19 protein-coding genes are annotated in these 19,308 nt (G+C 50.8%); 16 read left to right on the top strand and 3 right to left on the bottom strand.

All coding sequences use genetic code 11. The annotated features are described in order from the left end of the window. The 3 genes from ABEW34_RS20920 to ABEW34_RS20930 all read left to right on the top strand — a co-directional run bounded on the left by ABEW34_RS20920 (position 1) and on the right by ABEW34_RS20930 (position 2,558). Positions 1-693 carry a PspA/IM30 family protein gene (locus ABEW34_RS20920; RefSeq protein WP_430161275.1) on the top strand — a complete coding sequence of 231 codons (693 nt, stop codon included), beginning with the start codon at positions 1-3 and terminating at the stop codon, positions 691-693. Positions 694-772: 79 nt separating this feature from the next. Further along, positions 773-1,858 carry a sensor histidine kinase gene (locus tag ABEW34_RS20925; protein ID WP_430161276.1) on the top strand — a complete coding sequence of 362 codons (1,086 nt, stop codon included), beginning with the start codon at positions 773-775 and terminating at the stop codon, positions 1,856-1,858. A 40-nt stretch (positions 1,859-1,898) separates the two neighbouring features. Further along, positions 1,899-2,558 carry a response regulator gene (locus tag ABEW34_RS20930; RefSeq protein ID WP_056040989.1) on the top strand — a complete coding sequence of 220 codons (660 nt, stop codon included), beginning with the start codon at positions 1,899-1,901 and terminating at the stop codon, positions 2,556-2,558. Positions 2,559-2,609: 51 nt separating this feature from the next. Here the strand turns inward: ABEW34_RS20930 and ABEW34_RS20935 are convergent, their stop codons facing one another. Further along, positions 2,610-3,293, bottom strand: coding sequence for a hypothetical protein (locus ABEW34_RS20935; protein WP_430161277.1), 684 nt, complete (start codon positions 3,291-3,293; stop codon positions 2,610-2,612). Between the two features lie 91 nt (positions 3,294-3,384). Continuing rightward, the gene (locus ABEW34_RS20940) at positions 3,385-3,750 is read right to left on the bottom strand and encodes a hypothetical protein (RefSeq protein ID WP_430161278.1); all 366 of its coding nucleotides are present in this window, start codon (positions 3,748-3,750) and stop codon (positions 3,385-3,387) included. A 319-nt stretch (positions 3,751-4,069) separates the two neighbouring features. Between ABEW34_RS20940 and ABEW34_RS20945 the strand changes: the two genes are divergently transcribed. The 11 genes from ABEW34_RS20945 to ABEW34_RS20995 all read left to right on the top strand — a co-directional run bounded on the left by ABEW34_RS20945 (position 4,070) and on the right by ABEW34_RS20995 (position 15,903). Further along, positions 4,070-4,840: a YwmB family TATA-box binding protein gene (locus ABEW34_RS20945; protein ID WP_430161279.1), complete on the top strand. Its 771-nt coding sequence runs from the start codon at positions 4,070-4,072 to the stop codon at positions 4,838-4,840. A gap of 143 nt (positions 4,841-4,983) precedes the next feature. Then, complete coding sequence (gene zwf, locus ABEW34_RS20950) at positions 4,984-6,540, top strand: glucose-6-phosphate dehydrogenase (RefSeq protein ID WP_430161280.1); 1,557 nt, start codon at positions 4,984-4,986, stop codon at positions 6,538-6,540. Between the two features lie 147 nt (positions 6,541-6,687). Continuing rightward, positions 6,688-8,274 carry a peptide chain release factor 3 gene (locus tag ABEW34_RS20955; RefSeq protein WP_430161281.1) on the top strand — a complete coding sequence of 529 codons (1,587 nt, stop codon included), beginning with the start codon at positions 6,688-6,690 and terminating at the stop codon, positions 8,272-8,274. Between the two features lie 215 nt (positions 8,275-8,489). After that, the gene (locus ABEW34_RS20960; RefSeq protein WP_430161282.1) at positions 8,490-8,819 is read left to right on the top strand and encodes a hypothetical protein; all 330 of its coding nucleotides are present in this window, start codon (positions 8,490-8,492) and stop codon (positions 8,817-8,819) included. Positions 8,820-9,003: 184 nt separating this feature from the next. Then, on the top strand, positions 9,004-10,032 hold the full coding sequence (locus ABEW34_RS20965) for a LacI family DNA-binding transcriptional regulator (protein ID WP_430161283.1): 1,029 nt from the start codon (positions 9,004-9,006) through the stop codon (positions 10,030-10,032). A 21-nt stretch (positions 10,033-10,053) separates the two neighbouring features. Beyond that, positions 10,054-11,220 (top strand): Gfo/Idh/MocA family protein, encoded by a 1,167-nt coding sequence (locus ABEW34_RS20970; protein WP_430161284.1) that lies wholly within the window; start codon positions 10,054-10,056, stop codon positions 11,218-11,220. Between the two features lie 18 nt (positions 11,221-11,238). Then, entirely contained in the window at positions 11,239-11,940 is a 702-nt protein-coding gene (locus ABEW34_RS20975) for a ThuA domain-containing protein (RefSeq protein ID WP_430161285.1), read from the top strand. Continuing rightward, a complete protein-coding gene (locus ABEW34_RS20980; protein WP_430161286.1) occupies positions 11,933-13,036 on the top strand; it encodes a Gfo/Idh/MocA family protein in 1,104 nt (367 codons plus the stop codon). Before ABEW34_RS20975 ends, ABEW34_RS20980 begins: the two co-directional genes overlap by 8 nt. Before the next feature lie 243 nt (positions 13,037-13,279). Continuing rightward, the gene (locus ABEW34_RS20985) at positions 13,280-14,383 is read left to right on the top strand and encodes a M24 family metallopeptidase (protein WP_430161287.1); all 1,104 of its coding nucleotides are present in this window, start codon (positions 13,280-13,282) and stop codon (positions 14,381-14,383) included. A gap of 47 nt (positions 14,384-14,430) precedes the next feature. Next, positions 14,431-14,586: a hypothetical protein gene (locus ABEW34_RS20990; protein ID WP_430161288.1), complete on the top strand. Its 156-nt coding sequence runs from the start codon at positions 14,431-14,433 to the stop codon at positions 14,584-14,586. 57 nt (positions 14,587-14,643) lie between these two features. Further along, positions 14,644-15,903 (top strand): alpha-D-ribose 1-methylphosphonate 5-triphosphate diphosphatase, encoded by a 1,260-nt coding sequence (locus tag ABEW34_RS20995; RefSeq protein ID WP_430161289.1) that lies wholly within the window; start codon positions 14,644-14,646, stop codon positions 15,901-15,903. 6 nt (positions 15,904-15,909) lie between these two features. Here ABEW34_RS20995 and sspI read toward each other — a convergent pair whose 3' ends face one another. Continuing rightward, on the bottom strand, positions 15,910-16,140 hold the full coding sequence (sspI, locus tag ABEW34_RS21000) for a small acid-soluble spore protein SspI (RefSeq protein WP_056041012.1): 231 nt from the start codon (positions 16,138-16,140) through the stop codon (positions 15,910-15,912). Between the two features lie 195 nt (positions 16,141-16,335). Here sspI and ABEW34_RS21005 point away from each other — a divergent pair, with 195 nt between their 5' ends. Both ABEW34_RS21005 and ABEW34_RS21010 read left to right on the top strand, forming a co-directional pair. Further along, positions 16,336-17,001, top strand: a complete 666-nt coding sequence (locus tag ABEW34_RS21005; protein WP_430161290.1) for a potassium channel family protein — start codon at positions 16,336-16,338, stop codon at positions 16,999-17,001. 9 nt (positions 17,002-17,010) lie between these two features. Further along, positions 17,011-17,862: a TrmH family RNA methyltransferase gene (locus tag ABEW34_RS21010; protein WP_430161291.1), complete on the top strand. Its 852-nt coding sequence runs from the start codon at positions 17,011-17,013 to the stop codon at positions 17,860-17,862. The last annotated feature ends 1,446 nt before the right edge of the window (positions 17,863-19,308 follow it).

A 19,308-nucleotide genomic window follows, 5' to 3' on the forward strand; every position in this document is an offset into this window, starting at 1 on the left:
ATGGGAATCTTCAAAAGAATGAAAGATATGACGAAAGCATCGGTGAATGAGGTATTGGACAAAATGGAGGATCCGGTTGTGATGCTCAATCAGTACCTGCGTGACATGGAAGCGGAAATTCATATGGCAGAGGTTACAGTAGCGAAACAGATCGCCAACGAGCGCCGCATGAAGCAGCGTTTGGAGGAAGCTGTTCGCAGCACGGCTGACCGTGAGTCGAAAGCAGAAGCGGCTATCCGCAATGACCAGGAGCAGCTTGCTCGCAAACTGCTGGAAGAGAAATTGTTCTTCGATCAAAAAGTAATTGAGTACACGGATCTGTATGCTCAATCCAAATCGCAAGCAGAGGAGCTGACTCAGCAGCTGCATGCGCTGAAAGACGAGTTTTATCAGCTTCGCAACAAACGCAATGAGCTGGCATCCCGTGCTCAAGTCGCGAAAGCGCAAAAGCATATTGCTCAATTGACGACTACAAATACAATTGATAAAGGTACAGCTTCCAGAGGCTTCAACCGTATGGAAGAGAAAATTTTGCAAATGGAAGCGGAAGCAGATGTATTGCGCACACCGTATTCCTATAGCGGTACGGCTGCACCATTTAATGCAGTAGAAGCCGAAAAACAGCTTAAAGTGGATGAGCAGCTGGATGCGCTCAAAAACAAGCTGAAGCTCGATAAAGCACCACAGGAATAATACAACCCGCAGGATGAGAAGAGAGCGGACCGGGCAACCGGTCTGCTCCTTCTTGCTTGTCGTTTAAGGAGTGAGCAGGTTGGCCGAAGAGAAGCCCTTGCAAGGGGATCAGCCTATTACGTCGCAGCAGCAGGATCAAAGGCCGCCATTACCAGGCCCTAGCCATCATCAGCAGAAGCTGGGCAGCCAGCGCAATGGGCGGGACGCAGCCAATCGGCGCAAAAACTTAACGGAGTCGCTCCTGTGGCTTCTTATTATACTTAGCCTCGCAGTCATTATGCTGCAAGGCATCGGTTATGTGAATTTATTTACGCTGCAGGCGAAATGGGCGGTTATTGGGCTAGCGATTACGGGAGCAGCAATGGCACTCGTTGCTTTGAACAATTATTTGCAAAATTCGAAGCTGCGTGAGGTCATTAAGCGGTTGACCGAGCAGCAGCGCAAACGCAGCTATCCGGTGACGATTGATTCAGCTGAGCATGATGAGCACTCGGAGAGCATACAACGGGAAGAGCAGGATGATGTATGGACGGAGAAGGTTAAATTTTCTGCGGTTATCGAAGAACGCCAGCGGCTTGCGCGCGAGCTTCATGATGCGGTCAGCCAGCAGCTATTCGCGATTTCGATGACGGCGACGGCGGTCAGCCGGACAATTGAGCGCGATTGGGAACGGGCGCGCCGGCAGGTGCAGCTGATTGAAGAGATGGCGTCTGTGGCCCAGTCGGAGATGAGAGCGCTGCTGCTGCATTTGCGGCCCGTTCACCTCGATGGGAAAAATCTCGCCCAGGCACTGACGCTGCTCGTTGGTGAGCTTAAGGAAAAAGTGCCGATGACGATTGATTTGTCGTTGGATGATTCCATAACGATGAAGTCGGCCGCGGAGGATCATTTGTTCCGCATTGCGCAGGAGGCATTGTCCAATACACTTAGACATGCCAAAGCGGATACAATGAACATAAAGCTTTATCGGGAAGATGGAGCTGTGTGCATGCTGCTTCAGGATAGCGGTGTGGGCTTTGATCTGGAGCAGAAGAAGAAGACCTCCTATGGCTTGCTCACGATGGAGGAGCGGGTTAATGAGCTGCGCGGCAAGCTGTATATGTCATCACGCCCTGGGGAGGGCACGCTCATTCATATTACGGTGCCGCTGGACATAAATGGGTAAACAGTGAAAATGACGAAAGAGGGGGAGCCGTGTGGAGTCGATGGAACAATTAGCTGCACCCGTAAAAGTGCTGCTGGTAGATGATCACGAGATGGTGAGAATCGGCCTTGCTGCCGTATTGGATACGGAAGAAGGCATAGAAGTAGTCGGGGAAGCAAGCAATGGGTATGACGGTATTCGTATGGCCCAATCGTATAAGCCGGATGTTGTGCTGATGGATTTGGTGATGGATGGCATGGATGGCGTGGAAACAACCGCGAAGCTGCTGGAATTGTACCCGGATTGCAAGGTCATCGTTCTGACGAGCTATCTCGATGACAGCAAGCTGTATCCGGTTATTGAAGCCGGTGCGTTCAGTTATTTATTGAAAACATCCCGAGCGAACGAAATCGCGGATGCGATCCGTGCGGCCGCACGCGGGCAATCGGTGCTGGAGTCGCAAGTAGCGGCCAAGATGATGAGTCGCATGCGCCAGCCTAAGCAGCCCGTCGTAGCTCCGCTGCATGATGATTTGACCGACCGCGAGATGGATGTGCTGAAGCGGGTCGCACAGGGGATGTCGAATCAGGAAATCGCGGATGAGCTGTTCATTGGGGTGAAAACCGTGAAGTTTCATATTACGAACATTTTCAATAAGCTTAACGTAGATGACCGGACACAGGCTGCCATATACGCACATAAGCAAGGAATTGCCGAATAGCAGGCAATTTCCTTGCTTATTTTTTGAGTTTTTATGAAAGTTATTGATTGGTCAGCCTTCATTGTTCAGCAGCAGGCCGCTTGGGGGAAGCGGATAATGCATTTTCATAGAGCTGTAATAAGTGGCATATGGCAGCGTACGCTCGGAGCTATTTTTCAAGAGATCAGTTGTCCGGATTTCGTCGCCGCCGAGCGACAAGGCCTGCAGCAGCGTCGTCATTAGCCCGTAGGGGCCTAGAAGCTGGCGATACAAATGCTGGCCTGACAGCGGGTACTCGCGGTAGATGGAAGCGGCAATGGCAGGACGCAGCATCCAGCGGCTTGTGACGTCGTCACGAATAAAGCCAACCAGCTCCGCCGCATGATGGTTCATGGCCTGCTGCGCACGATCCCACAGCGATGGCTTAATGTAGCGGGCTACCTGGACAAAAGCTTGCTGCAGGCGATTCATGACACCCGTCAGCTTCGTCAGTTGTTCGACAAGGCAGCGCTCGTTGAAATCATTACGGATTTTGAGAGCAATGACTTGCACCTCTTTGTGGGCTTGTCTATATTGTTCGAGCCAGACGGCCGCATGGCCGGCTGCTTCGCGATAAGGATCATTCCAGTCAAAATCATGCTCGGGAGGCCGTTGAAACTCCATGTCCCTGTAGGGATAACTGGCGTAAGGCGTGATGCGCTGTATAGGCTCGAAGATGACTCTCCGGTTCGTACGTTCGATAGGGCGGATGGACATTTCAATAACCTCCTTCAATCGGTTTCTTGTAGTAAGCATAAAGGAAGACAGCTGCAAATACTGCTGAAAATCGCTGTCGAAAGCTGGCTTATTAAATGAGCAGGAACAAAAAGGCGATCAGGGCAAGGTCAATAGCGAACGCGCCGCCATATGGCCAGTTGTACCCCGGGTTATAATTATAATAGTAGGGATCATAAGGATAAGCTTGGGCTTGAGCGACTTTTTCTTTGGCTGTTTTGCTTGCTTTGCCTTTGTTTTTGCCTTTGGCTTTATCGGCTTTAGGTGATTCGGCTTCGGCCAGCATCTGTGCGCCTGGTCGTTCATTCAGCGTAAGCTTGCCGCCTCGGCAGTGGCTTAATACGCCGAAATGCCTTGCGCCGTCATGGGTCACTATGCAAACGGGCATTCCGCAAAAACGCGATATGACGCCTTCTTCAAGCGGGTAAATTTGTTCCATGTACGAGTTACCTCCTATTGGGCTTTTTGCTTATGCAAGCAGTATATTCACCTACAGGCGGATTTGTATGGATGTTTACCCAGATGAGCGAAGAAAGCAGTCTATCTACTGTAAATTCACCTTTTTCTGCGTAATTCAAACAGCAATCGCGTTTTTAATTAAGCGGCAAGCGGAAATGTAAGGCTAGAGGCTCAAAGGAACACAGGCAAAATTAAATATATCGCTCCTGTTCTTTCATGGAATTTCATGTAAAATGGAAGCGTTATAGCGTTATCCATGATTTGGAAGGCTATGTAGACCAAGGAGGCTGATGTGAAGGGTGGCAAAGCTGAACAGGTACACGGAACCGGATAAAATAAAACGGCGCAGCCGAATCGGCGTGCTGACAGCAGCCATGGTATTGCTTTTTGGCGCGGTATGGGCGCTCGTTAATCAGGACAAGCTGACAATGAAAGGACAAGCGGAAGGCAGCTTGCTTCAGCATGACGTTAGGCAAATGTGGAGCTGGAGCGATGGGCTGCTGGAGTCTGGAGCGCCCGGGGCAGGCTGGACGCTGCGCTGGTATGCGAGTGGAGAGGCAGCTAAACTGCGGGAGCAGCTGTTTCCGCGCTACGAAGGCGATCCGAAAGGGGAGCTGAGCACGCTGCTGCCGGAAGTAGGCGGCAAGCTGTCTATGAGCGTGACAGCGTCAGCCGGGCAAGGGAAACAGCAGATGCTGCTGCTTTTTTCCCCAGAATCAAGCACTCAAGCGGATCAGCATAAACTGCTCTCAGCTATTGATCATATCGAGTCTGCTATGAGAAGGACAAATATTTCTTATGATGGAGGAATAACGATCAGAGGCTTGACAGAATATAATAATGTGGCAGAGAGGCTTGCGCAGCTTGCAGGCGCCCAGCAGGTGGACCGGTATGATGATGCCGGCACGGTGAGCGAGAGCTTTTTTACTGGGGGGCTTAAAGCTTCTGTAAAGACTGGCGGCAAGGAGGCGAATATGCAGGTCGCAGTGCATAAAGGAACGGATACGGGAAAGCTTGCGGTCGTGATCGGAATCCCGCTGATTTCGGGTGATTACAGCGCCTCGCCATAGATGAAATATTGTGATGGAATCAGGAGAAATAACGATCGTTATTAGTTTTTTTTATGGTGGATTGCGTAGCAGTTTCAGGATTAATATGTTAAACTACATACCATGCAAAGACGTATAAAAATTCATAGGAAAGAATGAGGAATATGGAGCAAAATACGAATCCAGAAACGCTACCGCCGCAAGGCGCCGTATATTATTTGTTTGGAGCAACAGGCGATCTAGCTAAGCGCAAATTGTTCCCTGCCCTGTTCAGCTTATATAAAGAAGGAAAATTGTCTGAAAAATTTGCGGTCGTGGGCCTTGCTCGCAGACCTCGCACGAACGAGCAGTTCCGTTCGGACGTTTATGATTCCATTGTGGAATTTTGCCGTTACAAGGCGGATGATGCCGAGCTATGGAATCGTTTTGCCGAGCATTTCGAATATATGTCGCTTGATATTAATACCGTGGACGGCTTCCGCGAGCTGAGCAAGCTTTCGGAGCAGCTGGAAGCGAAATTTGATATTCCAGGCAACCGCTTATTCTACTTGGCGCTTGCGCCTGCGCTGTTCGGACCGGTATCCTTCAATCTGCGCGACGGCGGTCTGCTGGAGTGCAAAGGCTGGAGCCGCGTCGTTATTGAGAAGCCTTTCGGCTACGATCTTCCATCCGCACAAAAGCTGAATGACCAGCTGAGCCAAGTGTTCAAGGAAGAGGAAATTTTCCGCATTGACCACTACTTGGGCAAAGAAATGGTGCAAAATATTCAGGTTATTCGTTTTGCTAATGCATTTTTCGAGCCATTGTGGAATAATAATCATATCGCCAATGTGCAAATTACGCTGTCGGAAACGGTTGGCGTAGAGGATCGCGGCGGCTATTATGACAAATCCGGTGCATTAAGAGACATGGGCCAAAACCATATGCTCCAAATGCTCACCATGATTGCAATGGAGCCGCCTAGCCGTCTGCATGGCGAAGATATTCGCGATGAGAAGGTTAAAGTGCTGCGCTCGCTGCGCAACTACAAATCAAGCGGCGAGGTTCGCAAGAACGTCGTTCGCGCCCAATACAGCGAAGGCTCGGCCCGGGGCAAGGAATTGGCCGGCTATCGCCAAGAGGATTCCGTTAATCCGGAATCGACGACGGAAACGTATTTCGCTGCTAAAGTAGCGGTAGACAACTTCCGTTGGGCTGGCGTCCCATTCTACATCCGTACAGGCAAACGTCTGCCGGTGAAGACGACTGAGGTTGTTATTGAATTCAAGTCGATGCCGCAAAACGTTTTGTTCGCGCAGCGTCATGATCTTGCGCCGAATTTGCTCGTCATTCGGGTTAACCCGATGGAAGGCATCTACATTAAAGTCAATGCCAAGACGCCTGGTGCCGACAATTCGGTACAGCCCGTGGCTATGGAGTTTTGCCAAAGCTGCCAAATCGGCCTGAATACGCCGGAAGCGTATGAGCGTCTGATCCACGACGCAGTGCGCGGCGATTCTACGTACTTCACCCGCTGGGATGAAGTGGCGCAGGCATGGGAGTTTGTTGACAAAATCGCGCAAGCATGGGGCGAGGACAAAAAGGATCTTGGGTCTTATCCTGCTGGCTCATGGGGTCCGGAAGCGGCAGATAAGCTGCTTGCAGAGGATGGCTTCCACTGGTGGCCGGTCAATGGACAGGACGAAGACAAAGTGATTTGGATTACGAACAGCGGCAAGTAAGCAGATGCGAGAAAATTAGCGGTACTTTATTTCGCCCTAGTCTCTAAGCAGCAGGCTGATCGTCAATTTCGCATAATTTCAAATGAAGATATTCCACAGCGCACCGCCTTTAGGCCGTGCGCTGTATGAATGAAGGGAAGGCAAGCAATGAGCAAAACGTTAAGCAATGAATTGCAGCTGGAAGTCGATAAGCGCCGCACCTTTGCGATTATCTCTCACCCGGATGCGGGAAAAACGACGCTAACCGAGAAGCTCCTCCTGTTCGGAGGAGCTATTCGTCTGGCAGGCTCCGTTAAGGCGCGGAAAGCAAGCCGCCATGCGACCTCTGACTGGATGGAAATTGAGAAGCAGCGGGGAATTTCCGTTACTTCCAGCGTCATGCAGTTCGATTACGACGGCCATCGGGTCAACATTTTGGATACGCCTGGTCACCAGGATTTCAGTGAGGACACGTACAGGACGCTGACAGCAGCCGATAGCGCGGTCATGCTGATTGACGTTGCCAAAGGCGTCGAGGCACAGACGATCAAGCTGTTCCAAGTTTGCCGTAAACGCGGCATTCCGATTTTCACCTTCATCAACAAGCTGGACCGTGAAGGTCAAAGTCCGTTTGAGCTGATGGAGGAGCTGGAGCGCGTGCTGGGCATTCGTTCGGTTCCAATGAACTGGCCGATTGGCATGGGCCGTGAGCTTTGCGGCGTTTATGACCGGATGAAAAACCAGGTCGAGCTGTTCCAAGGCAATGACCACAGCACGATCGAAGTTCGAAAAACAGATGATTACAACGATCCGATTATTCGCGAGATGGCGGGCGAATACTTGCATGATCAGCTCGTACAGGATCTTGAGCTGCTTGATGTAGCGGGCGATCAGTTTGATATTGAGAAAGTACGTGCTGGCGAGCTGACACCGATTTTCTTCGGCAGTGCGGTTAACAATTTCGGCGTGCAGACGTTTCTGGATAACTTCCTTGAGCTGGCGCCAAAACCGACGGAGCGCATGAGTACAGCGGGCCCAGTTGAACCGACGAACGAGAAGTTCACGGGCTATGTTTTTAAAATTCAAGCGAATATGAACCCGGCCCACCGCGACCGGATTGCCTTTTTGCGCATTTGCTCCGGGCGCTTTGAACGCGGGATGAGCGTTCGCCATGTCCGTGCGGGCAAAGATATTAAGCTGGCGCAGCCGCAGCAGTTTTTGGCGCAGGATCGCGATATAGTGGAGACGGCATATCCGGGCGATATTATCGGCTTGTTCGATCCGGGCATTTTCCGTATTGGCGATTCGCTTTCGCAAAACTCGGAAGTCGTATTTGACGAGCTGCCGACGTTTTCGCCAGAGATTTTTGCCAAAGTAACGGTAAAAAATGCCTTGAAGCATAAGCAGTATCAAAAAGGCGTTGACCAGCTGACGGAGGAAGGCACGATTCAGGTGTTCCGTTCGGTTGGCGGCTTTGATGAAACGATTTTGGGCGTCGTGGGACACTTGCAGTTTGAGGTGTTCGAATATCGGATGCGTGCGGAGTATGGCGTCGAAATTCAATTGCACCGCATGACGTTCCAGTTTGCACGCTGGATTGTAGACGACAAAATCGATCCGGCAAAATTCCGCATTAACTCCACGCTCGTTCAAGACAAGAAGGGCAATTATGTCGTCTTGTTCGAGAATGAATATGCGATGAGAACGGCGATGGACAAAAATCCTACGTCGAAATTTCTTGAGACAGCGCCTTAAACGCGCTGGGAGCGTCAGGGCAGGCAAGCTGCTCTGGCGTTTTTTTTGAAACGTCAGCTTTGCTGCTAGAGGACGGCGGCAGCCGTTTCACCTTGTGGAAAAGCATTGTCAAACCTAGTCGAATTGGAATACAATAGGAGAGTATATAAGAAGAAAGCTTGTATTTGTTTTCCTTGCGTGATGACAATTACATCGAAGTGGGGGGTTGAAGGAAAATGAGCAATGTAAAAACGTTATTGTTGATTACAGGAATTTTTGAAATTATTATAGGAGTCCCAGTTATGGGCGGCCTGATTGTAATGGGGCTTTCTTATATTCCGTTGGTTGTAATGCTGGCTCTGCATATTGTGACCTTGGTGCTGGCTTCCCAGCATAATGCCGATAAGCATGGCAGCATTCTGGGTATTGTGACGTCCGTTATTGCGATTATTCCGATTGTGGGCATGATCATGCATTTAATTACAGGCGTTTTGCTGCTTGTTAGCGCGTCGAAGGCAGATCGCAACCAGTCGTATTCGCCACCTCCGCCGCCGTCAAGCTTCTAAGGAAGTTATTGTAAGCAGCGGTAGAGAACAGCAAAGAAGCAAAGAGCAAAGAGCAGGGCAGGCCTTCCGGGGTTCAGCTCTGCTCTTTGCTGTTTATGTTTTTATTTTTAGTATTGACGAGCTTCCACTTTCATGAAATAATGTACGCGTGTACATTGATAGAATTTGCTTGAGAATCAGGAGGATGCTTGCTTTGGTCAGTAGAAAAGAAGTTGCGTCACTTGCTGGCGTATCCGAAGCCACAGTATCCAGAGTGCTTAATAAGGTAGGGCCTATCAGGGAAGAAACCCGGCTTAGGGTAGAGGAAGCGGCACAGCAGCTTGGTTATGTGCCAAGTGCGCTGGCGCAGCAGTTCGCTAGAAGCCGAAGCGGCAATTTGGGCGTTATCTTGCCATTTGTTCCTAAAGTTCATTTGTTTTCCACGTATTATTTTGCAGAAATTTTGAGCGGCATTGGCGAGGCGGCTAAGCAATATGGGTATGATGTGCTGTTAATCTTTCGGGAGCCTAGCGGCTCGCGTGATTATGCCAGGCTGTTTCTGGCACAGAAGATCGATGCCTGCATTGTGCTCGGCGCTCAAAATGTGCCCGAAGAGAAGAAAGCGCTTGCGGAGCTTCAGGAGAAGGCGTACCCGTTCTGCCTCGTTAATCAGCGATTCGCGGAGGAAGGATATATGTCTGTCGATGCGGATCATCATGCGGGGAGCTACGAGGCCGTCAAGCATTTGATCGACGGCGGAAGCCGCAGGATTGCTTTTCTCAATGGGCCAGATGTGTTTTCGAGCAGTATGGACCGAATGACCGGCTACAAGCAGGCGCTTGCGAATGCGGGGCTTGCTTACGATCCGTCATTGACGCTGCTGGGCAACTACAGCCGTAAGAGTGGGGTTGAAGCTGCGGAAGCTGTCGCAGCGCTCATCCGCAGCGGCCAGGCGGATGCGGTATTTGCCGCTAATGACCGGATGGCTATTGGCTTGATGGATGGCTTGCGCGCGTATGGAATCGAGGCTGGGATTGATGTGAAGCTCGTCGGCTATGATGATTCTGAAGGCTCGGTTATTGTGAGCCCGAAGCTGACGACGGTAGCGGTACCTTTTTACGAAATGGGAAGAAGGGCGGCTCAGCGGCTGCTCGCTCCAGAGAAGGAATTGCTGGAGCAGGCGGAGGAAGGGCTGCTGCCTGTGCATTTGATTAAGCGGGAAACATCTTCATAAATCGGGAGGCGGAGATTGAATATGGGGAAAGTACGTGTGGGAATGGTCGGCTATAAGTTTATGGGAAAAGCGCACAGCAATGCTTATCGGGCTTTGCCGATGTTTTTTCCGAAGACGCCAGCGCTGCCAGAGATGAAAGCGATCTGCGGGCGCAACGCCGAGGCGCTGGAGCAAGCTAGAAGCCAGTTCGGCTGGGAAAGCGCCGAGACGGATTGGCGCAAGCTGATTGAACGCAGCGACATCGACGTGATTGATATTAATGCGCCAAGCGATGCGCATAAGGAAATTGCGCTGGCGGCTGCCGCGGCTGGCAAGCACCTGTTCTGCGAAAAGCCGCTGGCACTCAATGTAGCGGATGCGAAGGAAATGCTAGATGCGGCAGAAGAGGCTGGCATCAAGCATATGGTCGGCTTTAACTATCGGTTCGCACCAGCGGTGCAGCTGGCGAAGAAGCTCGTCAGCGACGGCCGATTGGGCGAAATTTACCATTTCCGTGCGGTATTTCTTCAGGATTGGATCATTGATCCAACGTTCCCGCTCGTCTGGCGCTTGCAGAAGGAAGTTGCCGGCTCAGGCTCGCATGGCGACCTTGGCGCTCATCTGATCGACTTGGCGCGCTTCCTTGTTGGCGAGTTTGACGAGGTGATCGGCATGAGCGAAACGTTCATCAAAGAGCGCCCGCTGCCATCGGAAATGACTGGGCTTAGCGCCAAGGGGGACGCTTCCGGTGCCCGCGGCAAAGTAACGGTGGATGATGCGACGCTGTTTATGACTCGATTTGAAAATGGTGCGCTCGGCAGCTTCGAAGCGACGCGCTTTGCGGCAGGCCATCGCTCTACGAATGCTTTCGAAATTAACGGCAGCAAGGGCAGCGTCAAATTCGATTTCGAGCGTCTGAATGAGCTGGAGGTTTATTTTACCGACGATGCTGACGATGTTCAAGGCTTCCGCCGCGTGCTGGCGACCGATCCGGCTCATGCTTATATGGATGCCTGGTGGCCGGCGGGACATACGATTGGCTATGAGCATACGTTCACGCATGAAATGCAGGAGCTGATGCTGGCGATTCACGAGGATCGTCAACCGGTGCCGAATTTCCACGATGGCCTTCGGTGCCAAGAGGTGCTTGAGGCAGTTGAGCAGTCCATAACAGAGCGCCGCTGGGTCAAGCTGGCGGAGTATAAATAGAGGAGATGCGATAAGACGATGAGCAAACCGAAGGCATTAATCGTATGGGGCGGCTGGGACGGACATCAGCCTAAAGAGGTAGCGGGTATTTTTGAAGCGGTGCTAGCTGGTGAAGGGTACGAGGTTGAGGTTTCGGATACGCTGGAGGCTTTTGAGGATGGCGAGAAGCTGAAGGCGCTGGACCTGATCGTTCCGGTATGGACGATGGGAAAGATTACGGGCGATCAGCTGAAAAATGTGTCCGAAGCGGTTCAAAGCGGCGTCGGCCTTGCCGGCTGCCACGGCGGCATGTGCGACTCCTTCCGCGAAAGCGTAGAATGGCAGTTCATGACGGGCGGCCAGTGGGTATCGCATCCCGGCAATGACGGTGTGGAATATGTGGTCAATGTGACCAACACGTCCAGCCTGCTGACCGATGGGATTGAGGACTTTACGGTGAGCAGCGAGCAGTATTATATGCATGTGGACCCGGCGGTTGAAGTGCTGGCGACGACACGCTTCCCGGTTGCGGACGGCCCGCATGTGCTGAATAAAGCAGTTGATATGCCAGTAGCTTGGACGAAGCGCTGGGGTGTAGGCCGCGTCTACTATAATTCACTTGGGCATCAGGCCAATATTGTGGATATTCCGGTTGTAAAAGAAATGATGCGTCGCGGGTTTAACTGGTGTGCGGAAGGCAAAGCAGCTGCAGCAAGCAGAGACGGAGGCAAACATGAGTAAAGTCAAGGTTGGGATCATCGGGACAGGCAATATTAGCCGTATTTATTTGGAAAATGGATCAAAATTCAGCTCCATGGAAATTGTCGCCTGTGCGGATCTGGATGTGGAACGCGCCAAGGAGAAAGGCGCGGAGTATGGCATTCGCGGCTGCTCGGTCGATGAGCTGCTTGCGGACCCGGAAGTGCAGCTGGTCATTAATTTGACGATTCCAGCCGCACATGCCCCGGTATGCTTGCAGGCGCTGGAAGCTGGCAAGCATGTGTATGTGGAGAAGCCGCTCGCGGTTACGCGCGAAGAGGGCAAGCAGGTGCTGGAGCTGGCAGCAGCGAAAGGGCTGCTCGTAGGCAGCGCGCCGGATACGTTCCTTGGCGGCGGTCTCCAGACATGCATTAAAATCATTGAAGACGGCTGGATTGGCACGCCCATTGGCGCTACCGCTTTTATGCTGTCTGGCGGACATGAGAGCTGGCATCCGGCTCCCGAGTTTTATTACCAGCAAGGCGGCGGCCCTATGTTCGATATGGGACCTTATTATTTGACGGCGCTGATTGCGATGCTGGGACCGATTGCCCGTGTAACGGGTTCGACTCGTATTACCTTCCCGGAGAGAACGATTACAAGCGCGCCAAAGCATGGGCAAAAAATCGAAGTGGAAGTGCCGACGCATGTGGCCGGCATTATGGAATTTGCCGCTGGGCCAATTGCGACCTTGCTGACCAGCTTTGATGTGAAGGGCGGCTCCACGCTGCCATTCATTGAGGTGTACGGCAGCCAAGGCACGCTTCAAGTTACGAACCCGAACAATTTCGGCGGGGAAATCAAGCTGCGCCGCGGCGGGGCTTCGGAATGGTCGACGATTCCACTTGCTTACGGCCATTCGGAAAATGGCAGAGGCATTGGCGCAGCCGACATGGCGCAAGCCATTCTGACGGGCCGCAAGCACCGGGCAAACGGGGAGCTTGCTTATCATGTGCTGGAAGCGATGCATGGCTTCCATGATGCGGCGGAGCAAGGCAAGCATTATGTGATGCAAAGCAGCTGCGAGAAGCCAACGGTATTTCCGCTCGGTTTGGCGGAATATACTCTGGACAAATAGGCTGGTCATAGACAGCTGAAGCAGGCTCGTTAATCCGCGTAAATCGCGGGTTGGCGGGCTTTTTTTAATAGAAGCAGGTCGTTGGATTGGCAAGGGGAGTGCTGCTCGGGGTTAACGCGCTATTTTTCACAAAAGGCTATCGTTTGTCTTGCATCGTCCGCTTCCAGTTTTAGGCTCATTTGAGGTATGATAGAGCTATTGGATTTAGCAATTGGTGCATTAGATGGAGGAGGAGAGTGAAACGTGTATAACCCTTATGAGCTTAGAAAATCAAGCTTGATCGCCGAGCTTTCGGCCGGTGGAATCGAGGCTGCGCTCATTACGTCGCCGGGGAGCATTTTTTATTTGACGGGCTTTCATAGCGATCCGCATGAGCGTTTTATGGGACTGCTCATTAACCCGAAGGAGTCGACGTATACGCTGTTTGTCCCTGCTTTGGATCAGGAGAGTGCGAGCGAGGAGGCGATGGTATCGAAGCTGGTTGCGATATCGGATACCGATAATGCTTATGAGCTGCTTGGCAAAGAAGCGGACAATAGTGCCACAGCAATCGGGGTAGAAAAACGGCATTTGAATGTGGCAACCTATGAGCAGCTGGCTGGAGTATTCCATAAGGCAGCATTTCGTGATGTGGAGCCGTTGCTGATGCGTTTGCGCCTTCGCAAGTCGGCGGAGGAAATCGAGCTTGTGCGCGCCGCAGTTGTAATTGCGGAGAAGGTGCTGCAGGAAGCGGCAGCCAAGGCGGCTGTTGGCGTGTCGGAGCTTGAGCTGAACGCCGAGATAGAATATCGGCTTCGGGTGCTGGGCGGCGATAAGCCTGCATTTGAGACGAGTGTGCTCGGCGGCGCTCGCTCCGCATTGCCGCATGGCCGGTCGGGCGAATATCGGCTGAAGGAAAATGATTTTCTGCTCATTGATATGGGCGTATACAAGGGCGGTTATTGCTCGGACATTACGCGCACCTTTGTGATCGGTGAAGGTACAGCCGAGCAGGCGCGTATTTATGACGCGGTGCTGGCAGCGAACCATCAAGCGATTGCGGCCGCAGAAGCCGGCAGGACGCTGGCTGTTGTTGATCGCGCCGCCCGCGAAGCTATTACCTCACGAGGCTATGGCGAATATTTCACCCACCGTGTAGGGCATGGCTTCGGCATTGATATTCATGAGCTGCCTTCCGTTCACGGGAGCAATGAATCGCTGATTGAAACAGGGCTGCTGTTCACCGTAGAGCCGGGCATTTATGTGCCGGGGGTTGGCGGCGTCCGCATCGAGGACGATATTTATATCGGTGACGATGGCAAGCCGCAGGTGCTGACGAGCTTTCCGAAGGAGCTTCAGCATTTATAATCTGCTTTATTACCAGAGTATGAATGGGTTTATAAGAGCCTCTTGCCATGTTGATTGGCAGGAGGTTTTTTGTTATTTTTCACCTGGCCATTGAACTAGCGATTGATCTTGCAATTGATCTGGCACATGGACGTGACAACCCCTTTGTTATTGCACGCAAAAATGGTATGTTAAGATTTAATAATGCTTGTCTGACAGCTTAGTAGCTTCTACATAATCACTTTATATTTTTGGCAAAATTATAAAGGGGAGCGTGCAAGATGAAGACAGAGATACGGCAATCGATTGTGATGATTAAAGGGAAGCTCGTGCTGCCAGATGCGGTAGCGGAAGGGGCAGTTATCGTTAGGGAAGGCATCATTGAGGAAGTGCTGATTGGCGCAGAGCAGGTTCAGAGCTGGCTTGCGCAGCAAGGCGACGTTGCTGAAAATGTTGGCGAGAGTGAACTTGTTGGACGAGATGTAGGAAATAGCGGCACCGCAGCGCTTGAAATCATTGAAGAGGATAGCTGTTATGTGCTGCCCGGACTCATTGATATACACTGTGATGCCATTGAAAAAGAGGTGCAGCCCAGACCCAATACGCTGTTCCCGCTAAGCATGTCCCTGCTGGAGTTCGAACGCAAGCTTCCGCTGCATGGCATTACGACGATGTATCATTCTTTATCGCTTGGCGTTGGGCTCAGTCTGAGGGGCGAGCATTTGCTGACGCAGATGGTGGAGCTCATTCGCAGCTACCGCGAGCAGCGCTCTGTCGTGCGCAATCGTATTCATTTAAGATATGAAATATCGTATTTGCCTGGCTTGCCCATCGTGAAGCGCTACGTGGACGAAGGAGCCATTGATTATTTATCCTTCATGGATCATTCACCAGGTCAAGGGCAATACAGAGAACCAGGCTCCTTTGAGCGTTATGTGATGAAAAATCAATCGGTTAGCGTCGATGAGGTACGAACTATCGTGGCAGAGTTAATGGAAAATAGGCGCCAGATTGACTGGACCGGCTTAGAGGAGCTTGGTCAGCTTGCTGTGCAGCGCGGCATTGCAGTTGCTTCGCATGACGATGATTCGAGCCAGCGAGTAGATCAGTTAAGGGGCTGCGGCGTCAGTATATCGGAATTTCCGATTACGCTGGAAACGGCTCTATATGCGGTGCAGCAGGGCTTGCATGTATGTGTAGGGGCGCCTAATATTGTGCGTGGCGGCTCGCATGATAAAAACCTGTCGGCGGCTGAGGCGATTGGAATGGGTGCGGCAGACATCATTTGCTCAGATTATCATCCGTCGGCGCTGCTGCATGCAATTTTCAAGCTGGCGGATGAAGGAATAGCCGCTTTGCCCGCAGCAGTTCGCACAGCTACGCTCGCTCCAGCTGAAGCGCTGGGTATAGCAAGTGAAGTTGGCTCGCTGGAACGGGGCAAAGCGGCAGACCTTGTTATCGTTGATCGTTATGAAGGCCATCCATGGGTCAAACGGACAATCGTTGGCGGCAAAACGGTGTATACCGCATTGACCCGTTAAAGCCTTTTAATTCGTGGCGGGCTGGGCGAATCGTGCCAGCTGCGTATGCAGCGCTGTTACCAGACGGGCTTGCTCCTGCTCATCGATTTGCTTCCAAATCATTTCGAACAAAACGCCGAGTCCGGGAAGCGCACGCTCGTCATTGCCAATCGAGCTTTCGATCACTTCGGTTAATTCATTGAGCGGCTTATCGTGTACCCGCCTTATAATGGCTTGACGCAAATCCAGATTATCCAACCGGATTCCCTCCAAGTCGTCGTTATTACGCGCAACCGCAGTGGTCCTGCGCATGGTAAGCGAGGCCGCTAAAAACCTGCTGATTGGCGTGCCTGATTAATATGTCCGCAGCTGCACTTTTTCATTCTGCACGGGTGCGTGTGTTATAATGGTCGATAGCAGATTTTCGTACATAAAGGAAGGGAGAGTTGCGTTTTGCCGAAAAAACAATACGCCGTTATTGGCATAGGCCGCTTCGGTCTTAGCGTCGCATCATCGCTCACCGAAATGGGCTTTGAGGTGCTGGCGATTGATACGAGCGAGGATCGCGTACAGGACGCGGTCAATCATGTGACGTATGCCGTCATTGCCGACTCCACCGACGAGGAAGCGATGCGGGCACTGGGCCTCCGCAATTTTGATGTCGTGGTCGTGGCGATCGGGCAGGATATTCAGTCGAGTATTTTGACAACCCTCATCTTGAAGGATATGGGGGTTGGCGTCATTATCGTCAAGGCGCAAAATGAGCTGCACGGCAAAGTTCTCAGCAAAATCGGCGCAGACAAGGTTGTATATCCGGAGCGGGATATGGGGCTGCGCGTGGCGCATCATTTGATCTCGCCTAACATTTTGGACTACATTGAAATTTCCGAGGATTACAGCATCATTGAAATTAAAGCGCCTGAGGCGATGATTGGCAAAAGCTTAAAACAGCTCGACATTCGCGCCAAATTCAAATGCAACGTTATGGCGATCAAGACGGGCTCAAACATGAACATTGCGCCATATGCGGATGATCTCATTCGCGATATTGATATTTTAGTTATTGTAGGGAAAAATTCAGACTTATCCAATTTGGAAATTGCCTATTCGGAAGGTTGAGTAATAGAGATGAATAATCATAGCCTTTTAACCTCGATTCAAAATGACCGTGTGAAGCAGTGGGCCTCCCTGCTGGACAAAAAATACCGCGACCGCCTGAGCAAGTTTATTATTGAAGGTGTTCATTTGGTGCAGGAGGCTTTCGCCGCAGGAGCGGAAGTCGAAGCGGTTGTGTACGATGCGGAGCGCGGCTTGCCGGAGGAGCTGCGCGAGCTGGCGGAGAAGGGTAGCCGCGGAAGCGGATATGCGGGCAGTGCTGCGGAGAACGCGGGAATAGGCGTGAGCGTAGAATGGATTCAGGCGGCGCGGCCGGTTATGGCAAAATGCTCGGGGACGGATACACCGCCGCCGGTTTTTGCTGTCGTGCGCAAGCTGGAAGCGGCGGATGCTGCTTTATTTTCAGCCAACGGATTAGTCGTTGTACTGGATGGAGTAAGAGACCCTGGCAATGTCGGGACGATTATCCGCAGCGCGGATGCGGTCGGAGCTAATGGCGTCGTGCTGGGTAAAGGCTGCGCTGATCTGTACAATCCGAAGACGGTGCGCTCTACGATGGGCTCGCTGTTCCATTTGCCGATTATAGAGGCGGACTTGACGGAGCTGCTGCCTGCGGCGCAGGATCGCGGCTTTGCGCTGGTCGGGACCAGCCTCGAAGCGTCGCATACTTGCTATTCATATGATTGGACATCACCGACTTGGCTTCTGCTCGGCAATGAGTCGGAAGGGCTGTCTGCAAGCTCGCTTGATGCAGCCGATGAGACGGTCATTATTCCGATGCACGGACGGGCGGAATCGCTGAATGTGGCGATGGCGGCAACGGTGCTGCTGCATGAGGCGATGCGGCAGAGACGGTATGCTTAGGTTTCTAGGTAATTTGTGGGTTATATCATCAATTGAGACTAGTTCTAATCAAGATTGAGACTAGTTAACACATTAAGCAATCTATTTTAAAATGATAATTTACATCGTATTTAGAAGTTCTATTTTATACGTAATTTTGAGATAATCTTCAAGTGCTTTGCAAATTCATGTCGGCTGGGTTGGTTATTTATTTTTTGACAATGTTTACAGTCCTGATTTTCAAGAAACCCTTGAAATATCGGGATTTTTTAAATTTCTTGGGTGGAGGAGATATGCATGATATGGGGCTACTGCCTCTGTCCGGTACCCCGACAGCATCTCCACTACAAACTCTTTCTTCGTTTGCACCGGGCACCGAAACCGTCTTTTCATGGATACTTCCTTCACTTCTTGTAGTGTATCTGAAGGGGACAAAAGTGTCCAAGTGGATTAGGGGGCTGAAGAGAATTCATCCCAGTTGTTGCAATAGGAGTATACTATTAGCTTGTATATGTTACCTAATTGTTCTAAGCAATCTAATTCGAGTAAGGTGGCCTTTTCTGTTACTGCTTTGATTATGGAGCAAAATGATTCGGTCACGTTCGTAGTCAGTACAGTGATTCAACATAGCCTGCATCTCTTGGTCTTTTAGTTTGTAATCATTTATGTTCATACCATATAATTATATGCCTCGGTTTTGAATATTAACCTTCCCCTTATGTTTATAAACTCGTCCCCACCTCACTGTTTTAAGCACCATTAGGTCCGTTGAATCCGTAGCTTCCCGATAGTAAAGCTTTTATCGATTTAAAGATCGATATCATCAAATCGGATATTTTCGCAGAGCCTCATGAGGCTTTTGCCTTCAACATATAGATAGAGTCCATGACGATCGTTTTCGAACTCAATAAGCTATTTGCGCTGCATTGGCAAACTACCCTGATCAACACCTTATGTAGAAAACTGATTTCTGTCCGTACACATTAGAGACCAAGCGGAGAGAATATAACAGTTCAAACAGAATGCTGGTTAACATACAAGCCGTAAACATCTCAGATTCAGAAGCAGCGGAAAAGTCGATAGTCAAATTACCATAAGGACAACGACCCTGTAAAGGAAAATGTGGAGATCCACTATGCGATCATCTCTATTAAGATAAGTCTTGGAATTAAAAGACCAAAGTTCTGTACCCGCCAATGCTCATACAAAAAAACATCAACTAGAAAATATTTACCATGATATCTCTCAACCTGTCAACCATCAAAATGGGTTCAAACAGAAGTTTTAAAGAGGGAAATATAAAATAAATAATCGCGCTCGGAGTGCATTGCTATAGAAAATTTCAGTTTAACTCGTGGATATCAGTATCAGGAAATATCGACCATTAAAAGATGAAGTTATTAATAAATTATAACCAATATCGGTCGAATTAAGCTATTTTGGTTCGGTAAAAAATATATAAATACC

Source organism: Paenibacillus algorifonticola (genome assembly GCF_050481745.1).
GTDB lineage: Bacteria > Bacillota > Bacilli > Paenibacillales > Paenibacillaceae > Pristimantibacillus > Pristimantibacillus algorifonticola_A.